Source organism: Fibrobacter sp., from assembly GCF_017551775.1.
GTDB lineage: Bacteria > Fibrobacterota > Fibrobacteria > Fibrobacterales > Fibrobacteraceae > Fibrobacter.
The window spans coordinates 36,597-56,825 of record NZ_JAFZKX010000012.1 but is presented as its reverse complement, the minus strand read 5'-3'; the positions used below and the strand labels follow the sequence as shown (position 1 = coordinate 56,825).

Below are 20,229 nucleotides of genomic sequence, written 5' to 3'. Positions count from 1 at the left end.
CGCAGTAGTGTGCAAACGTGTATCGCATCGGCAGGTTTACCTGCCGATATGACCATGTGCAGCCTCTGATACCGGTGTGCAATAGAAAAAATTTTTTCTATATTTGCCCATCCTATTGTAGGTGGATGATGTTAGATTTGTACAGTTTTTTTGACGGCATGTCGAAGCCCTTGCTTCGTGATGTCCATGCGAAGGCCTATGGCAAGAAGGGCCTGCTCAATAACGCTCTAATTCAGTCCGAAGTGATGTCCTTTTTTTCGGACAAGGCCCGCGCTGTATCCCTTTTTGAAAAGATGGAACCGTGGCAGCGCCGCTGCATGAACCTCGTGTACCATAGCGGTTCGCGTGGTCTCACGTACAACGAACTGCGCCTTACCGTACCCGTAAGCAAGAACAAGGAACTCCGCACGTTCTTGCTTGATATGTGCCGCGAATACCTGCTGTGGCGTTCGCAGGTGTCGGGGACTTCGGTCTACCGCGGTTTTGCGGATTTCGCCCGCTGTTTCGAAATCGAACCGCAGGAATCCGTGGATGCGTCCAAGTCGTTCGTGGAATACGGCTGCCTTCTGGACTGGCACGTGTGTCTCGTGCTTTCGCTTGCCAAGCGCGGTGAAATGCGCATCAACACGAACGGGACGCTGCACCGTCGCAGCTACCAGATTTGCACATCGGCCTTCGTGACGGCGTCGAAGATTTCCGCCAAGGCCGCCGAGAACGAACTCTCGCTGATTTTCAACTTCCTCACGCAGAAGGGCTGGCTCGAACAGGAAAACTCGCTCCTCTACCCGTCGGAAAAGGCCTACGAGTTCCTGAAGACTAGCGCTTTCCGCCTGCATCAGTACATTCTGACATGGTGGATCGAGGAACGCTTCCGCAACGACAGCGCGCACTGCAGGCAGATGCTCAAGTGCATCTCCGATGCCCGCGGCGTGTCCGATGCGGCCTTCATGTTCTGGGTGATGGACCCGTCGTACCGCGTCCTGGAATCGAACAGGCATCTCGCGTGGGAATACCTCCCGCGTCCGCTCCGCGAACTCTGGCTCCTGGGTCTCGTGAAGTTCCAGTTCCAGGCGGGCAAGGTTTCTGCCGTGGTGCTGAGCGACGCCGGCCGCGAATGGACGTCGACCTCCGTGTTCCCGCAGTACGAGGGCCAGGTGTCGATGCTGCCGAACTTCGACCTCGTGATATCGGCCACCACCTCCCCGCAGTTGCTGTTCACCGTCGCATGCCTCGCACGCGTCAAGAACGACGAGACCTTCCTCTGCTTCACCTTCGAGAAGGAATCGTACCTCGCGGGCCTCAAGAGCGGCATCCCCGAATCCGAGATGGAGCAGGTATTCAACTGGATCAAGCCTCCCGAGAACGTGCTCTCGACCTTCCGTGAATGGAACTCCTCGTTCTACGGTGCGAAGGTGCGTACCGTTCGTTTGTTGAAAATCGACGATTTGAAGATCCTTACAGAACTTTCCCGCTTTGCGCAGTTTACGGACTGCACCGAGGAATACATCCCCGGCTACGGCTTTGTTCTCGTGCCCGAGAAGGAACATACGGCCTTCGAAATCCTCGAAAGCTTCGGTTACAGCCCGTTTGTGGACCGCTCCGCGAAGATTCGCGACAAGGCCCCGACCGAGGAATGGCGCAAGGATTTCTGCATTGCCTGGCCCGAAAGCGGTTCGCCGGATTACGAGCTCAAAAACGAGGTGGACGAGGCTACGCTCCAGTCGGCGCTCAAGTCCACGAAGTACAGCGATGTCTACCAGAAGCTGGATACTTCCGACCTCGTGTACGTGCTGCGTTATGCGAAGACTACGGGCGTGTACCTCGCCGCGAAGGTCAAGGACCCGGCGAAGCGCGCCGAGAAGGAACGCGAAATCGTGTTCTCCGTGCACGCTCTGCACCTTGCGAGGGCTCCGCTCAATGTCGATGTGCAGGAACGCGGCTTCGAGGGCGTTTCGCCTTTGCAGCTTTCGTTTATCCAGGAAATCAAGGTGCTTCGAAAAGAAGCGTGATGTAACCGCTCGCGCCTTATTACTTCGGCGGGCACCTGTTTGAAGTATAATTTGTACGAGATGCGCCTTTCGGGGCGCATTTTTTTATTAAGGAAGCGTCTGCGCGTAGCCCGCGATGTCCTTCATCTCGTCGAGCGATATTTCGTCGTAGTAGGATTCCATCCGGCGGTCTTCGTCACCGAAGTTCATCTGGTACCAGAACGTGGGCATGTCATCGCGCGCCCGCTGCCCGATAAAGGCGGGGTCGCCCATCGGGTTGAAGTTTATGCGGTGGCCGTCTTCGCCGTGGCACGGTCTGCAGTTCTGGTAAAAGAGTTTTGCGCCGCGCTTGAGGTTCGCGCCCTTGATTTTGCCCTTCTTGTCGAGCAGTTTGTACACAAGGTAGGCCATGCGGGCATCTTCGCGCGTGAGGGTATCCCCCGGCGAGCCCGGCTCGGGCGCCTCTTTAGCTTGCGCGTCTTTAGCCGTTTCTTTAACCGCGTCCTTGGCCGGCGCGTCTTTAGCCGCGTCTTTAGAGAGGGTTTCCTTCACTTGCGTGTTGGCGACCTTGCCTGCGGGCGGGGAATCTGCGGCAATCCCTATGGCCGCCCCGTAGAGGGCGCCTGCTATGGCTATGGCGAGGGTGGTTGTCCGCATTTGCATGCCGAGAATATAAAAAAGTGCTGGTCTCTTTGGGCTTAACTTTCTACTTTGTCCTCGTATGAACTCGAAACAAATTCTGACAGCGGCATTCGTGCTTGCCGCATGTGTGTATGGAGGTGCCGCGATGCCCGATTCCTTCGACAATTCCCTGCTTCTCAACGGCCGCTGGGCCAAGGCGGATTCTTGCCTGTGTGCAAGCGCCCCCGCGGTTTCCGTGAGCTTCTGGGCGAACGCGAAGGAGGTCTCGTTCGATATCGAGGGCGAGGCTCGCTTCAGGCTCGATACCGACGGCAAGCCGGGGGAATATTTCACCATCTTGGGCCGCACGGTGCAGAAGGTCGCCCTCGCGAAGGACGGCCGGGAGCATCTCTACCGTCTGGTCAAGGTCAGCGAGTCGAATCCGGGCAAAATATGCCTCCACGGGATTGCGCTCGGGAAGGGCGGTTCTTTTGGCAAGCGTCCGGAACCTTCCAGGCGCCGCATCGAGTTTATCGGCGATTCCTTCACCGTCGGGTACGGAGTCGAGGCGAATGGCCCCGAAGACGGCACTCCGTTCGAGAAGACGAATACGGCGAAGGCCTACTCTTTCTTGCTGGCCGACGGCTTCAAGGCCGACTACCAGATCAATGCCGTGAGCGGTCGCGGGCTCGTGCGCAATTACGCGAACATTGTTCCGGAATGGACGCTTGCTAGTTTGTACGAATACACGGTGCCGGGGAGCATCGAACAGGAAGCGGGCGGTGCCGATCAGGGGCCGAAGACGGCGGGCATCCGCTGGGACTTCGAGCAGTTCCACCCCCAGGTGGTGGTCGTTTTCGTGGGGATAAACGACTTCCAGGGTGAACCCCCGTATGCGGATGCGGCCCAGTTCAAGCGCGCCTATGCCGCCCTCCTGGACAAGCTGCGCTCGCTCCATCCCGGGGTCAAGTTCCTGCTCGTGTCCACCAAGACGTGGCCGAACGACGCCCTTACCCCCGTGGTAGAGGAAATCTACAAGGATCAGGTGGCTGCTGGCCATGCGGACCTCTTGTATAGGCTTGTTTACACGGAGAACACCGCGCTGCACGGACACCCGAGCGAAATGTCCCAAAAGATGCTTGCGAACGATTTGAGGCCCCTTGTAGCCCGTCTTGGCGGGTGGCTCTCTCGCTAAAAGCGCCGTAAAAAGTTATTTTTTATTCGGGTGCTTAGGAAGGAAAAGATTTTATGTCGAGGATTATGGAAAAAATATACGCTCTCTTCAGGATGAATATCCTGATTTTCGTGCTATTGGCTGCTACGGTCATAGCCCTTTTCGCGTACCAGAATGGGCTTGATGAAATTGTCTTCCTGAACCTCTCCGACTACCCCTATGTCATTGCCGAAACGGACAGTGCTGATGGCGGCTCCTCTGCCGTGGCCATCACCCGTACCGATTCCTCCATTATTGTCGATTATGAACTGAAGGAAGGCTACGCCTATCCGTATGCCGGCGTCAAGATTCTCTTGGGCGACGGAAAGACCAAGGGTCGTGACTTCTCCAAGTACGACAGCATTTTCGTGTGGGTCAAGCCCCGCGGCGAGGGAACGGTGCGTATCTACTTCCGCGCCTACGACCCCGCATTCTACCGTGACGGCGACGAAGGCTCCCTCAAGTTCAACGAAGTCGAATTCTTCCCGCTCGAAGAGACCTATCCGGCGGTGTTTGTCCCCCAGGAATTCCGCGTGGCTTCGTGGTGGGTGGCCCAGAACGAAATCAGCGTGCATAAGGCCCGCGTAGACCTTTCGAACATCCCGCTCATTGAAATCCAGACGGGTACGAATGCTCCGCTTGGTTACGGCACCCTCGAAATCCGCGGGTTCTGCTTCAAGGGCAAGAAGATTGCTAAACTCGACCTCGTGACCATCCTGGTCGCCCTCTGGTTCGTGACGTTCCTCATTATTCTCGTCATTCGCTTCTTCGACTACAACCGCGAACGCGCGGCCAACCGCAAGAAGCAGGAAGAACTCGAGAAGTACCTCGAGGCTCTCGAAATCGAGAAGAGCGAATACGAGAAGTCCAGCCGTACCGACCCGCTTACGGGTTGCCTCAACCGCGCTGGCTTCGGTAGCGTGCTTTTGCGTGAACAGGAGAACCTGACCAAGAATGGCAGTCCGGTCTCGTTCGTGCTGCTCGACATCGACCATTTCAAGGATGTGAACGACACTTACGGCCACAGCGTGGGCGACGAGGTGCTCATCAACCTCACGAAGCTCATCCAGGGCAAGATCCGCAATAGCGACAGCCTGGTGCGCTGGGGCGGCGAGGAATTCGTCATCCTCTGCGGCGAGACGCCTATCCAGAACGCGCAGTTCCTGGCCGAAAAGCTCCGTGTCGCCATCGAGAAGACTCAGCTCATTCCGCAGCAGAAGATCACGTGCTCGTTCGGTATTTCCGAGATGGTGCAAGGCGAAGATCCCAAGCGTTTGTTCGAACGCGCCGACAAGGCCCTGTACGCCTCCAAGGAAGGCGGCCGCAACCGCGTAACGAGCGCTACCTACAGGCGCCAGCGTTAAGCCATGAAGCGCCTTGCCTTATCCTTTATCGCCGCGTTCCTGCTTGCGTCCTGTGCGCAGCACGAGGAGCCGGAGGTGGATTTCAAGCCGATCCAGCTGAACTGGTCTGCCCAGTCCGGACAGGCGGAATCGCATCCGGACAAGGACCGCTGCGTGATTTCAATCACTTCGGCTCTCATGCAGGACAAGCGCATCCTCGCCTCCAAGATGGAGCTGCTCGATTACCTTGTCTTGTATGATGTGAAAGGCGAAAACCTTGAATTTAAAGGGATTTGCGGCAATGTGGCGTTCAAGGACGCTGCAGAATGCCACTGGACGGCGGTTTGTGCCGCAGGCGAAAATGTCGTTGTAAAATTTCACAACGGAGACTAGCCGAAATAGGTTCCTTTTGGGGTTGCGGAGTTGTATTTTTAATCTGTTAGCCCACAAGACTTTGCGGGCGTTCCTACGGGTTGAAAACGCGAGGATTTATCTGTGAAGCCGATCTTTGAATATACAGACTACCGCGAATGGATTAGAGACGCTTTTGACGACTTCAAACAGCGCAAGACTGTTATATCCTGGCGTTACATGGCTATGAAGCTCGGCGCAGACCCGGGAAACCTTTTGCGCGTGTCGCAGGGCAAGATCCACCTCACGCTCTCGCTCGTGAAGCCCATGGCGGAATTCTTCGAACTCGACGAGAAGGAAACGGCTTACTGGACGGAACTGGTTTGCTTCGGGCGCGCGAAGACCGACGCCGAGGCGTTGAACCATTACGAGAAGATGCAGGTGCTCAAAGGTATACCACTCAAGCGCCTTGCGAAGAAGGAACTGGAGTTTTACCGCCACTGGTACTGCAACTCCATCCGCTCGATTATCGGCATTTGCAAGTTCAAGGACGACTACGAGGGGCTTGCGGAGAGCTGTACGCCCCCAATTTCGGTGGACGAGGCAAAAAGTGCCGTCAAACTTTTGTATGATTTAAACATGATCTCGAGGGATAGGGATGGATACTGGAAGGTGAACGACACCTTCGTGAGCACTGGTGGCAACTGGCGCTCCGAGGCCGTGCGTACATTCCAGAAGGAGACCATCCGCCTCGCTGGGGAATCGCTGGAACGCCACAATCCTCCGCAGAGAGATATCAGTACTGTGACGATGACGTTCAACATGGACGATATCGCGCTCATTCGTGAAAAGATCAAGGAATTCAGGAGCGAGCTTTTGCGCATGTCGCAGGAAGGCGACGGCGACGACACCGTGTTCCAGTTGAACATTCAGTTGTTCCCAATTGGGTTTGCGAAGAAACTACAGGAGAAGGAAAAATGAAAAAGTTGCTTCTTCTAGGATCGGTCGCCCTATTGGGGTTGTCGTGCTCGTCGTCGCTCGGCGAGTACCCCCCTGATTTTGTTAAAGGCCCCGGAAGCGAGACCACGAACGGCATCGCGCTTGTTGACGGCAGGGCTGCTTCTTTTGCATCCGTCGCGGTCCGCAAGGTGGACTACAGGGCGGAGAAGGCTGTCGAAGAGAACGCCATCATCGTGGCCGACGCCTATGCCGATGCGGACGGCCTCTTTGATGTGAAGATTCCGGGCGATGGCAAGTACCGCCTCACGGTGGTTCACGACGGCGTTGCGTATACGAAGGTCGTTACGCGTGCTGACTTTGCCGAACCGGGCAAGGCGGATGCTCCTGATACGGTGAGGCTTGTGTCGACAGGCCTTGTGGCTGGTATCGTGGATGTGCCCGAGGGCTCGTCTTCTGTCTGGGTGGGCGTGCTCGGTACCGACGTGCTCGTGAAGACGGATTCGAATGGCTGGTTTGCCCTTCCGGCAGTACCTGCGAACGATTCTCTGCAGCTCTACTTTATCGACGAAAAGTACAAGAAGAATCTGGGCGAAGAGACTTTGTACGTGAAACCCCTGGAATCCGTACTGAAGGATTATCGCACTCCGGAAGACGGGAAAATCGTTGTCCTCCAGAAAGATGGTACGCCTGCTGCCTATGCGACGGTCGCGCTCCGTTCTTCGACCTCGATGGTTGAAAATTATGTTGTTCAGAACAAGATGGTTGATTCCGATATTCGCACCGACGAACATGGTGAATTTACTATGGATTGGCCCACGAGGGGCAATTACCGCTTGACGGTCATTTCGGATGGAGCGGCGTTCTCGAAGGTGTTCAGCGCCAAGGAACTGTCCGAACTGGATACCATCAACCTTTCTGCCACGGCGACTATTTCGAGTAAAGTAACGCTCCGCTCTTCGTCTGAATATGCGTGGGTGGGAATCTACGGGCTCGACGTGCTTGTAAAGACGAACGAGTGGGGTTCCTACGTGCTTCCGAACGTGCCTGCGGGCGATACGCTCCCCATATACTTCTTGACGGACGACAGCAACGAACTCTATGCGGAATGGAAGACCGCCGTTGAACCCAAGAGTACGCAGTTCTTGAGCCCCGTGATGGTTCTCGAGGATTTCGAATACGATGCTGCGGACTGGTACCTGAATACGGACAGCCTCAAGAAGGGAACTGAATTCAAGACGGCCAGCATTAGGGCCGGCCTCGAAAACGATTCTGCGCGCAAGTCGAAGGTGTTCCACGGCAAGTACAAGCTCGCCAAGGACGATTACGCCTGGGCGCTTGTCGGAACTTCGTTCGAGCATTACATGAATTTCTCCGCCATCGATTCCGTGGTGTTCTATGCGAAGGGCGATGGGGCCATTAGGCTCTCGCTCGAAAACTGGGTGTCGCCGACTGTGAACCTGAAGGCCGCTACCGATTGGATTTATCTCTCGTCCAAGTGGAAGCGCATCAGTGTGAACCCCGCCGAACTCTGTGTGGGCAGCGCGAATGAAGAAACGTGCTTTACCACATGGAATACGGTGAAGGGCGGCGTCAAGCAGTTCCACATATTCGTGGAAGGCGGCTCCGAGTTCTACATCGATGACGTGACCCTTTACGGCGCGCTGTTCTAATCCCCGCAGTCATTGCCAACGCATTTGTCATCCCCGGTTTATCCGGGGATCTTTTTTTATAACCATTCTAAGCCCTTCACTATTGTGCCGGATTTTTAATTTGTATATATTTTAGTACGCTATGTTTAGGAAGATTTTTCTCGTCCTTGTCCTTTTTCAGATGTCCTTTGCGATGGACCCTTCTATCGTGAAGGTCCTTAGGTGTCTGGAGAAAAAGCGGATGAGTGTCATTTCCGTCGAAAAAATAGACGGAAAAATCTATGTCAAGAAAGAGACCGGTAAGGAATCGGATGTGATAGGCCCTGCTGCTTTTGACCCTGGAGTGTCTATCCTTGAATACAAACAAGACTGCTTGTTTCAGGAAAGGGATTATCTGAAAGGCGTAAAACTCCTTCAAAGAAAGGGATTGCTGGGGGCGAAAAAAAATAGCACTCGTGATTCCATAATCGTCCTTAAAAAGAATAAGGCCATTTGGTCGTGTCCCCTGGGAGGGAAGAAAGTTGAAGACATTAGTGTTTTAGACCAAAGTAAGCTAGTGGTTGGCTGTTCTGACGATTTTGGCGAGCGAGATTTTATTGATACCCTCTGGCTATTGGATGATAAGTGCCAGTGGACTCTTTTTGAGCCTAACGCAAAAATGAATCCTGAAGGCTTTGTTGACGATTGTACCGTGTTTCCCGATAAATTCGGGGCCAGTTCACGCTTTCTGTCGTATTATATAGGCCAAGAGACTCCATATACGGTTGTTTTCGATTCGTCATGGAATAGACATTGGGGTACGTCCCTTTCATTTTGGGTAAACGCATCGGTGCGGGACGTTGGCTGCGGTTACCACTACGACTATGACTACTTCAATAATACGGATGATACGGATTCGTACAGGTGGGTCGTCAAATGCGCTAGATGGACCGGAAATAATTTTGTGGAGTTTACGTTGCCGTATGAGGTGCATGACAAGCATGAACGCCATCCGGTTCTGGGGCTCCTGTTCCCGTGCGGCGACGGGATATGCGTGCAGGATCGTGAGACCAAGAAAATAGAGGTCTTGGTGGATGAGTAAGGCGCTCTTGACTTAGCCTTGCTTAAACCGCCCATGGTGTGCAAAAATTGGTGATTTTATTGATATTTGGCCGCCGCCACTATTGTTTGTAAACGCGAATTTAAGTATCTTTGGTCTATATGGAAAGTCTTGAAAAAGAATCGGCGATTGCCCAGGATTATCTTGCGCGCATCGCGAAAGAAGCTGAAGCGAAATTTGATGAACATCTTCCTCCGGTAAGCGACCGTCCGTGCCGCTTGCACGAGGCCATGCGTTATTCCATGTTTGCTGGCGGTAAGCGCCTGCGCCCCGGCCTTGCGAAGGCCACGTTCGATATGTTCGGCGGCAAGGGCGATAAAATCTGGCTTGCGACCAGCGCCCTCGAGATGCTCCACACGTTCAGCCTTATTCACGACGACCTTCCTTGCGTCGACAACGACGATTACCGCAGGGGCAAGCTCACGAGCCACAAGAAGTTCGGCGAAGCGACTGCCGTGATGGCGGGCGATGCGCTCTGCGTGCAGGCCTTTGAACTGATGGGCCGTGCGGGCGATGCCCGTGCCATCGAGGTTCTTGCCCACCTGCTGGGTACGTACGGCATGATTGGCGGCGAGATGACCGACATTGAGTGCGAAGGCAAGACTGTCGACCTCGAGATTGTCGACTACATCCATTACCACAAGACGGCGGCCCTCATAGAGGCTTCGCTCCAGGTGGGTGCGATGCTTGCTGGCGCCGACGAGAAGTCCATCGCGGCCATCCGCAATTACGGGCGCTCCATCGGGCTTGCGTTCCAGATTGTCGACGATATCCTGGATATCGTCTCCACGACCGAAGAACTCGGCAAGGATGCCGGTTCCGATCTCGAGAAGGGCAAGGCGACCTACCCGTCCATCGTCGGACTTGAAAATTCACGCGTGAAGGCGAAGGAACTCTATGACGAATCCCTGAAGGCTCTCGACGGCCTTGCTTGCGATACGTCCATCCTGCGCGCTATCGCCGCATTTATCATTACCCGGGTTAAGTAATGGATTTAAAAGACGTAAAGTCTCCAAAGGACATCAAGCATTGTTCCGTCCCGGAACTGAACCGGCTTGCCTCGCAGGTACGCGAGACAATCATTGGCCAGGTTTCCAAGCACGGCGGGCACTTGGCGTCTAGCCTCGGTGTCGTAGAACTCACGCTCGCGCTCCACTATGTGTTCAACGCGCCCGACGACAAGATCGTTTGGGACGTGGGGCACCAGGCTTATGTCCACAAGCTTTTGACCGGACGTTACGACCGGTTCGGCACGCTGCGCCAGCAGGGCGGTATTTCGGGATTCCTCAAGAGGAACGAGAGCGAATACGACTGCTTTGGCGCTGGCCATGCGACGACCTCCATTTCTGCGGCGCTCGGCTTTGCCGTGGCTCGCAACCATTTCGAACGCAAGAACAACGTGGTGGCCGTCATCGGTGACGGTTCCATGACTGGCGGTATGGCCTTCGAGGCTCTCAACAACGCCGGCCTCTCGAAGCAGAACATGACCATCATCCTGAACGATAACAGGATGAGCATCGCGCCCAACGTGGGCGGGTTCAGCAAGTACCTGAACCGCGTGATTTCGGACCCGGTTTACAACAAGATGCGTTCTGACCTGGACCGCCTGATGAAGCGCGTTCCCGGTATCTTGGGCAGCCGATTCCGCGACCTGTTCCTGCAGGTGGAATCTGCCGCGAAGAACGCCCTGAAACCCGGCGCCTTCTTCGAAGACCTGGGCGTGCGTTACTTTGGCCCCATTGACGGCCACGACATAAATGAACTTATCATGATTCTCGAGCGCGTGAAGTCGCAGCCCGGTCCGTGCATCGTGCACGTGCTGACCGAGAAGGGCCGCGGTCTCTATGCCGCCGAGAAGAACCCGACCAAGTTCCACGGATGCGGTCCCTTCGACCCCGAAAGCGGGCTCCCGCTTGCCCCGGGCAAGCCGAACCCCTCCCTCACGAGCGTCTTCGGCAATACTTTGCTCGAACTTGCGAAGAAGGACAAGCGCATCATGGGCATTACGGCCGCCATGCCCACGGGCTGCGGTCTCGATATAGTCGCGAAAGAACTGCCCGACCGCGTGATAGACGTGGGCATCGCGGAAGAACATGCGGTGACGTTTGCCGCGGGCCTTGCCTGCGACGGCGTGGTTCCGGTGGTCGCCATCTATTCTAGCTTCATGCAGCGCGCCTACGACCAGATTATGCACGATGTCGCGCTGCAGAGCCTGCACGTGGTCTTCGTGCTCGACCGAGCGGGACTTGTCGGTGCCGACGGTCCCACGCACCACGGCGCGTTCGACCTTTCGTTCTTGCAGACGATTCCCGGCATGACCATCATGGCGCCGAGCAACGAGAACGAACTCAGGGACATGATTACGGCCTCCATCGATATGGAAGGGCCTGTCGCTATCCGTTACCCGCGCGGTACGGCACTCGCCGAATCGCTCGCTCCCGCAGGCGACGCTCCGTTCGATGCGAAGCTCCCGAAGGTAATCGAGCAGGGCAAGGGCATTTTGCTGCTCGGTGTGGGCTTCATGACAAACGAACTGAAGAAGACCGCCGCCATATTGAAGGCGAACGGATACAGCCCCACGCTGGTGGATGCTCGTTTTGTCAAGCCTCTCGACGATGAATGCTACCGCGGGCTTCTCTCGAGCCACGACGTTATCGTGACGCTCGAAGACAATACCCGCATAGGCGGCTACGGCTCTGCGGTCATGGAGCTCATGGCTGATTTGGGGATTACGGGAAAGAAGTTCTTCCGGTTTGGCCTGCCCGACCATTTCGTGGAACAGGGTGAAATCCAGAATCTGTACAAACTCTTGAAAATAGACGGCGAGTCTGTCGCCAAACAATTGATGGAAATACTATGAGCGAAGAAAACAAGCGCACAGTGAAAACCACTCTTACCCGCAAGTTCGGTGTGAGTGAAAAGAAAGACGAACGCCGCCCGCGCAAGGACGACGGCGAATCCAGAAAGTTCGGCGACCGTCCCGCCTTTGGCGGACGCCGCGATGGCGAACACAGCGGTTTCCGTTCGGGCCGTCCGCGTGGACTGCGCGAAGATGGTTCTCGCAACGAGGATTCCGAAGGCCGTTTCGACCGCGAACGACGCCCGCGTCGCTTTGGCGACCGTCCGTTTGGCCGTCGCGAAAGTGGCCGCTTCGGGGATCGTTTTGGCAAGCGCGGTGACCGTCCGTTCCGTTCTTTTGACGGCGCTTCCGAAAACACTCCGGTTTACCGCCAGCGCCCCGAGCAGAAGGCTGAACGCGTCGACGAGAATATCGACGAGGCAACGCTCGAGGCACGCGCCGCTCAGATTGAAAAGTCCGAAGACACCGTCGCCAATCCGCCTTGGTTCAAGAAGCTTCTCGCCATCACGACGGAAAAGGGCCGCGAACGCGAAGGCCGCTTCCTCGGTGAAGGCGTGCATGTGGTGGACGAACTCGTGTCCCGCCACCGCGAAATCGTTATCGCCGTCTACATGGTGGAAGGTTTCGAGAACGAACCGCTTATCGAAAAAATCAACGAGGCGGACGTCACCATCCATATGCTCACTGCCGACCAGATGAAGCAGCTTTCTTCTACGGTCACTACGCAGGGAATCATCGCGCACTGCCGCATCGCGAACAAGAAGCCGGTGTACGAATCGAGCCGCAGCGTGATTACGCTTGTCGACGCCGTGCAGGATCCGGGTAACCTCGGTACGCTCTTCCGCACGAGCCTCGGTTTCGGTTCCGACGGTATGGTGCTCGGCCGCGGTACGGTGAGCCCGTTCAACCCGAAGGTCGTGCGCGGTTCTTCGGGAACGTTCCTCCGCGTGCCTTTCGAATTCGACATCGACATGGTCGACCACATCAACTTCCTGCGCAGCAAGGGCTACACCATCATCGCTACGGATTTGCATGCGAAGCAGAGCCTCCGCGACATCCCGAAGCACAAGCTCCGCAAGATGGCCTTCCTCGTGGGTAACGAGGGCGCGGGCACGAACCCGTACTTCATCGAACTTGCTGACGAGACCGTGAAGATCCCGATGAGCAGCGAGCTCGAATCCCTCAATGTTTCCGTGGCTCATGGCATCCTCAGTTACGAGGCCGCCCAGATCCAGGAGGAACTCAAGTAATGGCGAACTTCCACGAACGTCTTGAACAGCGCATCGCCGCTTGCGGGAACCCGGTTTGCCTGGGCATGGACCCGGTGCTCAAGCTGATTCCTCTCGAAGGCAGTGCCGAAGAGAAGATCAAGCGCTTCTACCTCGACATTCTGGAATGCGCCCTGCGCCGTAACGTGCAGCCCGCCGTGGTGAAGCCGAACAGCGCTTACTACGAATGCGTGAGCGTGCAGGCGATGCTCGTGCTGCAGGAACTCATCGCCGCTTACAGGAGCGCCGGCATTCCGGTGGTTCTCGACGCGAAGCGTGGCGATATCGGCAAGTCTAGCGCCGCCTACGCGACTGCCGCCTATGACGTTTACAAGGCCGATGCGGTCACGGTTTCGCCCTGGATGGGTTCCGATTCCGTGGGTCCGTTCATCCGCGAGAATTCCGAGAACGGTGCATATGTGCTGCTCCGCACGAGCAACAAGGGCGCCCATGATTTCCAGGACATGAACGTTGTCCGTAGCGACGACCCGCGTGACAATGCGCAGGCCTTCTATTCCGTCGCCGACAAGATTATGGAATGGGACGGCTCCCTCGGTTACCTGGGCGCTGTCGTCGGTGCGACGCACCCCGAAGAACTCGAGCAGATTACCGCTTACACGGTGGCCAAGAAGCACGAAATTCCGTTCCTCATTCCGGGCGTGTCCATTCCGGGCGTTCCCGGCGGTCAGGGCGGTGATGCGAAGACTGTGCTTACTGCAATCGCGAATGGCGGTGGCAAGCGCAAGTTCCACGTGCTCAACAGTTCTAGCGGGCTCAATTTTGCCTGGCAGCGCAACAATACTCCGGCGAACTTCGCGAACGATTGCATCGACGCGCTGGAACGTCTCGCCGAGGCTTGCGCGTTCTGAGTTCATAGTTCCGAGTTCTGAGTTACTAGTGATGCTGTTATGAAAAACTTCTTGACATTAGAAATTCTAGAAACTTGGAACTATTAACTAGTAACTAATAATTACTTATGCGCTTCTTGATTCCCATAGTTCTTGCCGTTGCGGTCATCGCGCTCGCCTTTAATATGGCGAAGCCTCTTCCCGGCACGAACTTTGACGAATCCTTCTTGCCTAAGGCGTCGTCGGTGAAATATGTCGCCGCCGGTCACGATGCTTCGGTTGCGGGCCTCTTCTGGATAAAGGGCCTCACCGAACTGGGCGAAAGCTACCTTACCGGCAAGGAATACGCATACCTGAGCCATGTGGCGAACCTGTGCACCGAACTGGACAGTCTGTTTTTCACGCCTTACTATTTTGTTGGCAGCATTACTCCGACGGATACCCGCGATACGTCGGACTTCGCCGTGATGCGCCGCGCGGTCCGTATCTTCCCCGAAGAATGGAGGCTTGCCGTCGGTTTCGCGCTCAGGCTTTCGAACGGGCCTTACCCGGACAAGAAGGCGGCAGCCGACGTGATGCGCCCGTATTTCGATTATCCCGATTCGACTATCCCCGAACATATCCGCTTGATATACCGAACCTTCGAATTGGATCGGGAACAGACGGAGACTGCGGTCGAGATGATTTTGAACGACGTGATGCAGCCGCGTTTCAAGAAGTTCCGCAATAGTTTCTACAACAAGACCTTCCGCGTGCTCGGCTACAGGGGCGTGGGGGCGACCGAGGGCCGCGACTCCACGACCTACAAGGAAATCAAGAAGACCATTGACGCGTTTGCCGATGGCAAGATTCCCCCGCGTTATGCTTACGCGCATCTGCTTTCGCTGAAGAAGGTTGAACCCGCGAAGACCGAGGAACCTGCCGCCGCAGAAGAGCCTGCCGCTGAAACCGGCACGGACAATGCGGCCGCCGATTCGGCGAGTGCCGTTCCTGCTTCCGCAGTGAATTAAAAAACGCCGGTTTTGACCGGCTTCTTTTTTAAAAAGAATTTGAATTATTCCCCGCAGCGCTTCGCGTTGTTCGGGAGTCCCATCAGTTCGAACGCGTTCTTGCAGCGCAGTTTCAGGTCGGCGGCGGCATCTGCCGGAGTGCCTTTCAGGAGCGAGCGCTGGTAGAGGATTGTCGCCGTCATGTACGGGACGTTGTTCTTGATGGACATGGCTTCGGCCGCCTGGTAGAGCGAATCCGCTTCGCGCTTGCCCTGCAGGTCTGCCATGCGGGCTGCAGTCCAGGCGTAGAACCCGCCCTTCTTGCTTGTGCGCTTGCCGACCATCTTGAGCGATTCTTCGGCATCGTCGTTCCTGCCCTTGGCGGCCTGCGCGATGGCGCATTCGGAATAGAACGAAGCCTGGAGTGGCTTGTCGGACTTGTTTACGGAATCAGCGTCCGCGGAATTGCACACCTTGAGCGCCTCGTCGAAGTTGCCCTGCGCGTTGGCCAGCGCGGCCTTGCCCTGGAGGAGTATCAGGTTGGTGTTCTTGTCGAGAATTTCAGGACGTACCTGCGCAAGCAGGGTGTCGGCCAGTTCGAAATCGAGGCTCATCGTGCGGACTTGCGCCATCGCCATGAGCACGCGGCCTTCGGAGCGCAGGTCCGCTTCCTTGCGGCTGGCGAGGAGCGCGCGTTCCAGCTGCCCGTAGCCCTTCGCGAACTTGCCCGCGTCGAGCGAACGCTGGGCGCGGGACGAAAGGATGCCCGACTCGGAGGCGCTTGCGATTGAGGCAAGCGAAAGCAGTGCTGCGATGCCGAACTTGCGCATTACCATAGGGTCTCCACCATGAAGGGCACGGAATCCTTGTTCGGCATGTTCCTGCGGATAATCCACACGTTGGAGATGCCTGTCATGAGATCGTCGGCGTTCTGCAATGTCTGTTCCGTGGTTTCCATGAAGTCGGAAAGTCCGGAGGTGACCTGGCCGACGTCTTTCAGGAGGACGTCAACCTTTCCGATAGTCGTGTCGATGTTGCCCATCATGCCGTCTACGTTGTCGATGAGGCGGTCAACTTTGCCCGGGAGGGGCTTGAGGTCGGTCATCATGCCGGAAACGTCGTCTGCGATGCCGTCCACGCGGTGCAGTAGCGGAGGCATGCTGCTCTGCAGCGTATCGACGAGGAGTGCCGCCTTGTGGATGGCGGTCTTGCCAGCGAGCGTGATGTCGTCGAGGCGGATGAGCTGGCGGTTTAGGTTGTCGTAAAGTCCGCGGGATCCGAACAGGGCGCCCACCGTGGTTCCCGTGTCCATGGCCATCGATACGAGCGTATCGGCCGCATCGATGAGGAGGTTCACGCGCCCGAGGAGCTCGTTGGCCGTCTCGAGGACTGTTTCGATGTCTTGTGCCCTGCCGGGCGGGAGGAAGTCTCCGTCTTCTAGGATGCGGCCCTTGCCGCGGTTCACGTCGATGTTGATGACGCGTGCCGAAATCAGGTTCTGGTCGCGGATGGCGAATACCTGGGCGCTGTCGGTAATCCAGTTCTGGAACTGCTTGCGGATGGTGAACTCCATGTGCACGCCGTTCGCCTCGATTTCCATGTCCGTAATCTGGCCCACGTCGACACCGCTAATTTGTACGCGAGTTCCGGGACGCAGGCCGAGCGCCTTTTCGAATGTACTGTGAAGTTTGTATTCCTCGACACCGATTATGCCGCTGGTAAAAAGCTTGGTGTAGAGGACGAGCCCGAAAATCATGACGGCAACTGTGAAGAAGACGCCGACCAGGAGGCCGGAAATTTCCATCCAGTTGATTTGCTTGACGGGCTTGATGATCATGTTAAGAAATATATAAATATTTATTTTCAATGTGCATGACCTATTTTTTCTTTTTATTTTTTGGCTATAAATGGAGGTTTCTATGAATTTTCTGGACTTTTTGAACGAATCGGTGACTCCGTACCATACGGTTGGCTGCTTAAAACGATTTTTTGAAGAGTCCGGGAACGGCCGGATGAGGATTTGGGAACGCGGCGGGTCGATTATCGTAACCGCGGCTCCCCAGAAGGCCCATCCGGGATCAAGATTCAGGATTCTTCTGGCCCATACCGATTTTCCGGCGCTCAAGATTACGCCGAACCCGGATTTGCGGACGGCTGGCATCCAGACCCTTCACCCCGAGATTTACGGTAGCCCCATTTATGCGAGCTGGTTTGACCGCGATCTGGGATATGCGGGAATAGTCCTGTACGAGTTGGACGGGAAAATAGAGAAGACGCTCATCCGGAGCAAGGAACTCCTCCGCATTCCGCAACTGGCAATTCACCTGAACCGCAATGTGAATCAGGATGGCCTGAAGGTCAACCCGCAGACCGACCTGAATGCGTTGTGGTCTTCGCGCGAAGGCGCCAAGTTCGTCGAAGCGTTGCAGGCCTATTTGCCCAAGGGAGCGCGGTTGCTCGATTTTGACATACAGCTGTTTGATGCGCAGCCCGCGCAGCGCGGCGGTCTTGAGGGGGAATGGATTTTCTCGGGCCGCCTGGACAACCTTTCTAGCTGTCATGCGGTTGCGACGGGCATGGCGAAGGCGTCAGCCGAGAGGTACGATTTCCAGGTGGCGTGCTTCCTCAATAACGAGGAAGTCGGATCCCTGACGCGCGAAGGCGCTGCCGGAAGTTTCCTCAGGAGCGTCCTGGAACAGCTTCTTGTTGAACACGGCCTGTTCCAACCTGGTGATCCCAAGATGTCCTTGGACAGGTTCTTCTCGGAATCGCTGGCCATATCCTTGGACATGGCCCATGCCGAACACCCGAATTTCCCGGCGAAGTCGGAACCGAACCACGCCCCGATACTCGGCAAAGGTGTTACACTTAAGATAAATTCGCAAAAGCGCTACGCGAGTGATGTATTCTCGAGCGCACAGTTCAAGATGATTTGCAAGAAGGCGGGCGTACCGTTCCAGACATTCGTGATGCGTAACGATATGCCCTGCGGTTCTACGGTTGGTCCGATGGTTTCTGCCGCACTCGGGATTCCGACCGTCGATGTCGGCGAGCCCATGCTCAGCATGCACAGCATCCGCGAAATGACCGCTGTCCAGGATCATGAAAACCTGGTGAAATTGGTCTCCGCGTTCCTAACGTAGGCGAGTGTCCCGTGGGTCGTTCCTTTGGGAATGACCCGATTTTCTATATGCTACGCAATGTAGTATATGTATTAAATTTTTTAAGATTTCTGTAAAATATTTGATAATTTGATTAAAAACGCATGTTTTGTAGTGTAGATGGATGTATATTTGGCTTGATGAAATCGGTTTTCGAATATTATGACTATCGCAAGTACATGCGGGACTTCTATGAAGAACGCAAGCGCGTTTTCGTCTTTTCGTGGAGGGAGTTTTCGAGGCTTGCGGGGTTCTCTTCGCCGAACTACATGAAGGTTGTGTGCGATGGCAAGAGCCGCTTGAGCAAGGCGGGTGTGGAAAGCGTGGCGACGGCTATGGGCCTCGTCGATTACGAGAAGGAGTATTTCGTATTGCTGGTCGATTACGCAGAGGCTCAGGACGAAGAAAAGAAGAAAAAGGTCCTCGCGCGCATTCGCGAGCTGTCGAAGGAATACAGCGTCAAGATGCTCGATGGCGATATGTATGCGTATTTCGAGTCATGGCTTAATCCCGTGCTGCGAGAACTCGCCCCGATGAATCCCGGAGCGAAACCTTTGACGCTTGCGCGGATGTGCTATCCGAAGGCGAACGCTACGGAAGTCCGCGAATCCCTGGATTTCATGGTCCATGCGGGAATTCTCCATAAGAAAGATGAACACGTGTACGAACAGGCGGAAAAAATTGTTTCCACATATTCGGAAATCATGCCGCTTGCGATTCGTTCCATGCACCGGCAGATGGCGAAATTCGCTGGCGAGGCCGTCGATGCGATTCCGAAATCGAAACGCAACTTTACGGGCGTGACATTGGCGGTTACGCAGACGGAATACGACCGTATCGTCGTGGAACTCGAGAATTTTAGACAAAAGATATTGAATATTGCGAGTGGAGTAAAGGCGGGCGAACAGGTTTACCGACTTAACTTGCAGTTCTTCCCGTTGACTCGGCCGAAGGGGGAATTAAATGAATAAGTTTGCGCTGATTTTGGTGCCCGTTCTTTTTGCCGCAGCGATGCTTGCGTCGTGCTCGGATATGAGTTCCGAGAAGATGACCGGGGCGACGACGGAACCGAACGATATTGCCCGGGAAGAGTCTAGCTCCACCAGCGAAACAGTAAATGGGTTGGATACGACCGGAGTCAAGTATTCTTCGTCGACAAAGAAACTCTCCAGTGCCGCGATGATGATATACTCCAGTTCCTCGGATCAAGGGGATACGCTGCTCCCGCCTATTTCGGATGTGATAAAGACGGCGTGTGACAGCGTCTTGGCGAAGTTCGATTTAGTTACAATGGGAACTGCGCAGGATACCGGTTCTTCTCAACCGAGCACGTCGTCTTCGCATACGGCCTACAACTTCCAAACGGAGAGGGAAGCTTTCTACGAAGAAAACGGCTGCTATGTGAGTATATATGAAGGAGAGGCTGGCGTACGCTATCTTCCTTCTCGAACGGGCGCCTATATTGAAATGACTAGCCTTGTCTATGCCGAAGAAGGTGTTGTGTTGAGGCTGCTCAACAGTTACTATACGGATGGATCCTGCGAATCGGACTACAATGCTTTCCGTACGAAATGCGAAGGAGATCTCGGTGTGTTCAAGGATTACAAGAACGGAAAGGGCTGTTCGCAGAACCAGAAATTGGAACTCGCATGCGCATATGGCGCAGATTTTAGCTCGACGCGCTCCATGCTCCAGAGGGAGGCTAATCTTTACAAGAGGGATTGTGAAGGTGTGACTCCCGAGAACCAGGTATGCGGTGTCCACTGCCGGGTCATAGACAACGTGAGTTCTTGCGATACGATCTGTAGCGATTAGTAACTAAAGAACACAAATAATATTCTAGCAGCCCCTGATAGTTTTCAGCGGGCGTTATTGAGTG

Annotated in this window: 18 protein-coding genes; 15 read left to right on the top strand and 3 right to left on the bottom strand. The window is 55.4% G+C overall.

The genetic code is table 11. The features are described 5' to 3' along the window. Positions 1-125 precede the first annotated feature (125 nt). Complete coding sequence (locus IK012_RS01200; RefSeq protein WP_290949491.1) at positions 126-2,009, top strand: hypothetical protein; 1,884 nt, start codon at positions 126-128, stop codon at positions 2,007-2,009. Positions 2,010-2,096: 87 nt separating this feature from the next. Here the strand turns inward: IK012_RS01200 and IK012_RS01195 are convergent, their stop codons facing one another. Beyond that, complete coding sequence (locus IK012_RS01195) at positions 2,097-2,651, bottom strand: cytochrome c (RefSeq protein ID WP_290949490.1); 555 nt, start codon at positions 2,649-2,651, stop codon at positions 2,097-2,099. A gap of 58 nt (positions 2,652-2,709) precedes the next feature. Between IK012_RS01195 and IK012_RS01190 the strand changes: the two genes are divergently transcribed. From IK012_RS01190 to IK012_RS01140, 11 genes are all read left to right on the top strand, one after another. After that, positions 2,710-3,804, top strand: coding sequence for a GDSL-type esterase/lipase family protein (locus IK012_RS01190; protein ID WP_290949489.1), 1,095 nt, complete (start codon positions 2,710-2,712; stop codon positions 3,802-3,804). Between the two features lie 53 nt (positions 3,805-3,857). After that, on the top strand, positions 3,858-5,186 hold the full coding sequence (locus tag IK012_RS01185; RefSeq protein WP_173378068.1) for a GGDEF domain-containing protein: 1,329 nt from the start codon (positions 3,858-3,860) through the stop codon (positions 5,184-5,186). A gap of 3 nt (positions 5,187-5,189) precedes the next feature. Continuing rightward, positions 5,190-5,558: a hypothetical protein gene (locus IK012_RS01180; RefSeq protein WP_290949488.1), complete on the top strand. Its 369-nt coding sequence runs from the start codon at positions 5,190-5,192 to the stop codon at positions 5,556-5,558. Positions 5,559-5,660: 102 nt separating this feature from the next. Continuing rightward, a complete protein-coding gene (locus IK012_RS01175) occupies positions 5,661-6,497 on the top strand; it encodes a TIGR02147 family protein (protein ID WP_290949487.1) in 837 nt (278 codons plus the stop codon). After that, a complete protein-coding gene (locus IK012_RS01170; RefSeq protein ID WP_290949486.1) occupies positions 6,494-8,146 on the top strand; it encodes a hypothetical protein in 1,653 nt (550 codons plus the stop codon). Before IK012_RS01175 ends, IK012_RS01170 begins: the two co-directional genes overlap by 4 nt. 121 nt (positions 8,147-8,267) lie before the next feature. Next, positions 8,268-9,206, top strand: coding sequence for a hypothetical protein (locus tag IK012_RS01165; protein ID WP_290949485.1), 939 nt, complete (start codon positions 8,268-8,270; stop codon positions 9,204-9,206). A 119-nt stretch (positions 9,207-9,325) separates the two neighbouring features. Then, on the top strand, positions 9,326-10,213 hold the full coding sequence (locus tag IK012_RS01160; protein ID WP_290949484.1) for a polyprenyl synthetase family protein: 888 nt from the start codon (positions 9,326-9,328) through the stop codon (positions 10,211-10,213). Continuing rightward, a complete protein-coding gene (dxs, locus tag IK012_RS01155; protein WP_290949483.1) occupies positions 10,213-12,084 on the top strand; it encodes a 1-deoxy-D-xylulose-5-phosphate synthase in 1,872 nt (623 codons plus the stop codon). The genes IK012_RS01160 and dxs overlap by 1 nt, the downstream gene beginning before the upstream one ends. After that, positions 12,081-13,334 (top strand): RNA methyltransferase, encoded by a 1,254-nt coding sequence (locus IK012_RS01150; RefSeq protein ID WP_173378075.1) that lies wholly within the window; start codon positions 12,081-12,083, stop codon positions 13,332-13,334. Before dxs ends, IK012_RS01150 begins: the two co-directional genes overlap by 4 nt. Further along, entirely contained in the window at positions 13,334-14,221 is an 888-nt protein-coding gene (gene pyrF, locus IK012_RS01145) for an orotidine-5'-phosphate decarboxylase (RefSeq protein ID WP_173378076.1), read from the top strand. Before IK012_RS01150 ends, pyrF begins: the two co-directional genes overlap by 1 nt. A 107-nt stretch (positions 14,222-14,328) precedes the next feature. Continuing rightward, a complete protein-coding gene (locus tag IK012_RS01140) occupies positions 14,329-15,210 on the top strand; it encodes a hypothetical protein (RefSeq protein ID WP_290949482.1) in 882 nt (293 codons plus the stop codon). 44 nt (positions 15,211-15,254) lie between these two features. On the opposite strand, the gene IK012_RS01135 is transcribed toward IK012_RS01140, so the two are convergent. Next, a complete protein-coding gene (locus tag IK012_RS01135) occupies positions 15,255-16,025 on the bottom strand; it encodes a hypothetical protein (protein ID WP_290949480.1) in 771 nt (256 codons plus the stop codon). After that, positions 16,019-17,026: an MlaD family protein gene (locus IK012_RS01130; protein WP_290949479.1), complete on the bottom strand. Its 1,008-nt coding sequence runs from the start codon at positions 17,024-17,026 to the stop codon at positions 16,019-16,021. Before IK012_RS01130 ends, IK012_RS01135 begins: the two co-directional genes overlap by 7 nt. Positions 17,027-17,108: 82 nt before the next feature. Here IK012_RS01130 and IK012_RS01125 point away from each other — a divergent pair, with 82 nt between their 5' ends. The 3 genes from IK012_RS01125 to IK012_RS01115 all read left to right on the top strand — a co-directional run bounded on the left by IK012_RS01125 (position 17,109) and on the right by IK012_RS01115 (position 20,165). Beyond that, entirely contained in the window at positions 17,109-18,332 is a 1,224-nt protein-coding gene (locus IK012_RS01125) for a M18 family aminopeptidase (protein ID WP_290949478.1), read from the top strand. A gap of 158 nt (positions 18,333-18,490) precedes the next feature. After that, positions 18,491-19,321 carry a TIGR02147 family protein gene (locus IK012_RS01120; protein WP_290949476.1) on the top strand — a complete coding sequence of 277 codons (831 nt, stop codon included), beginning with the start codon at positions 18,491-18,493 and terminating at the stop codon, positions 19,319-19,321. Continuing rightward, positions 19,314-20,165, top strand: a complete 852-nt coding sequence (locus IK012_RS01115; protein ID WP_290949473.1) for a hypothetical protein — start codon at positions 19,314-19,316, stop codon at positions 20,163-20,165. Before IK012_RS01120 ends, IK012_RS01115 begins: the two co-directional genes overlap by 8 nt. Positions 20,166-20,229 lie beyond the last annotated feature (64 nt).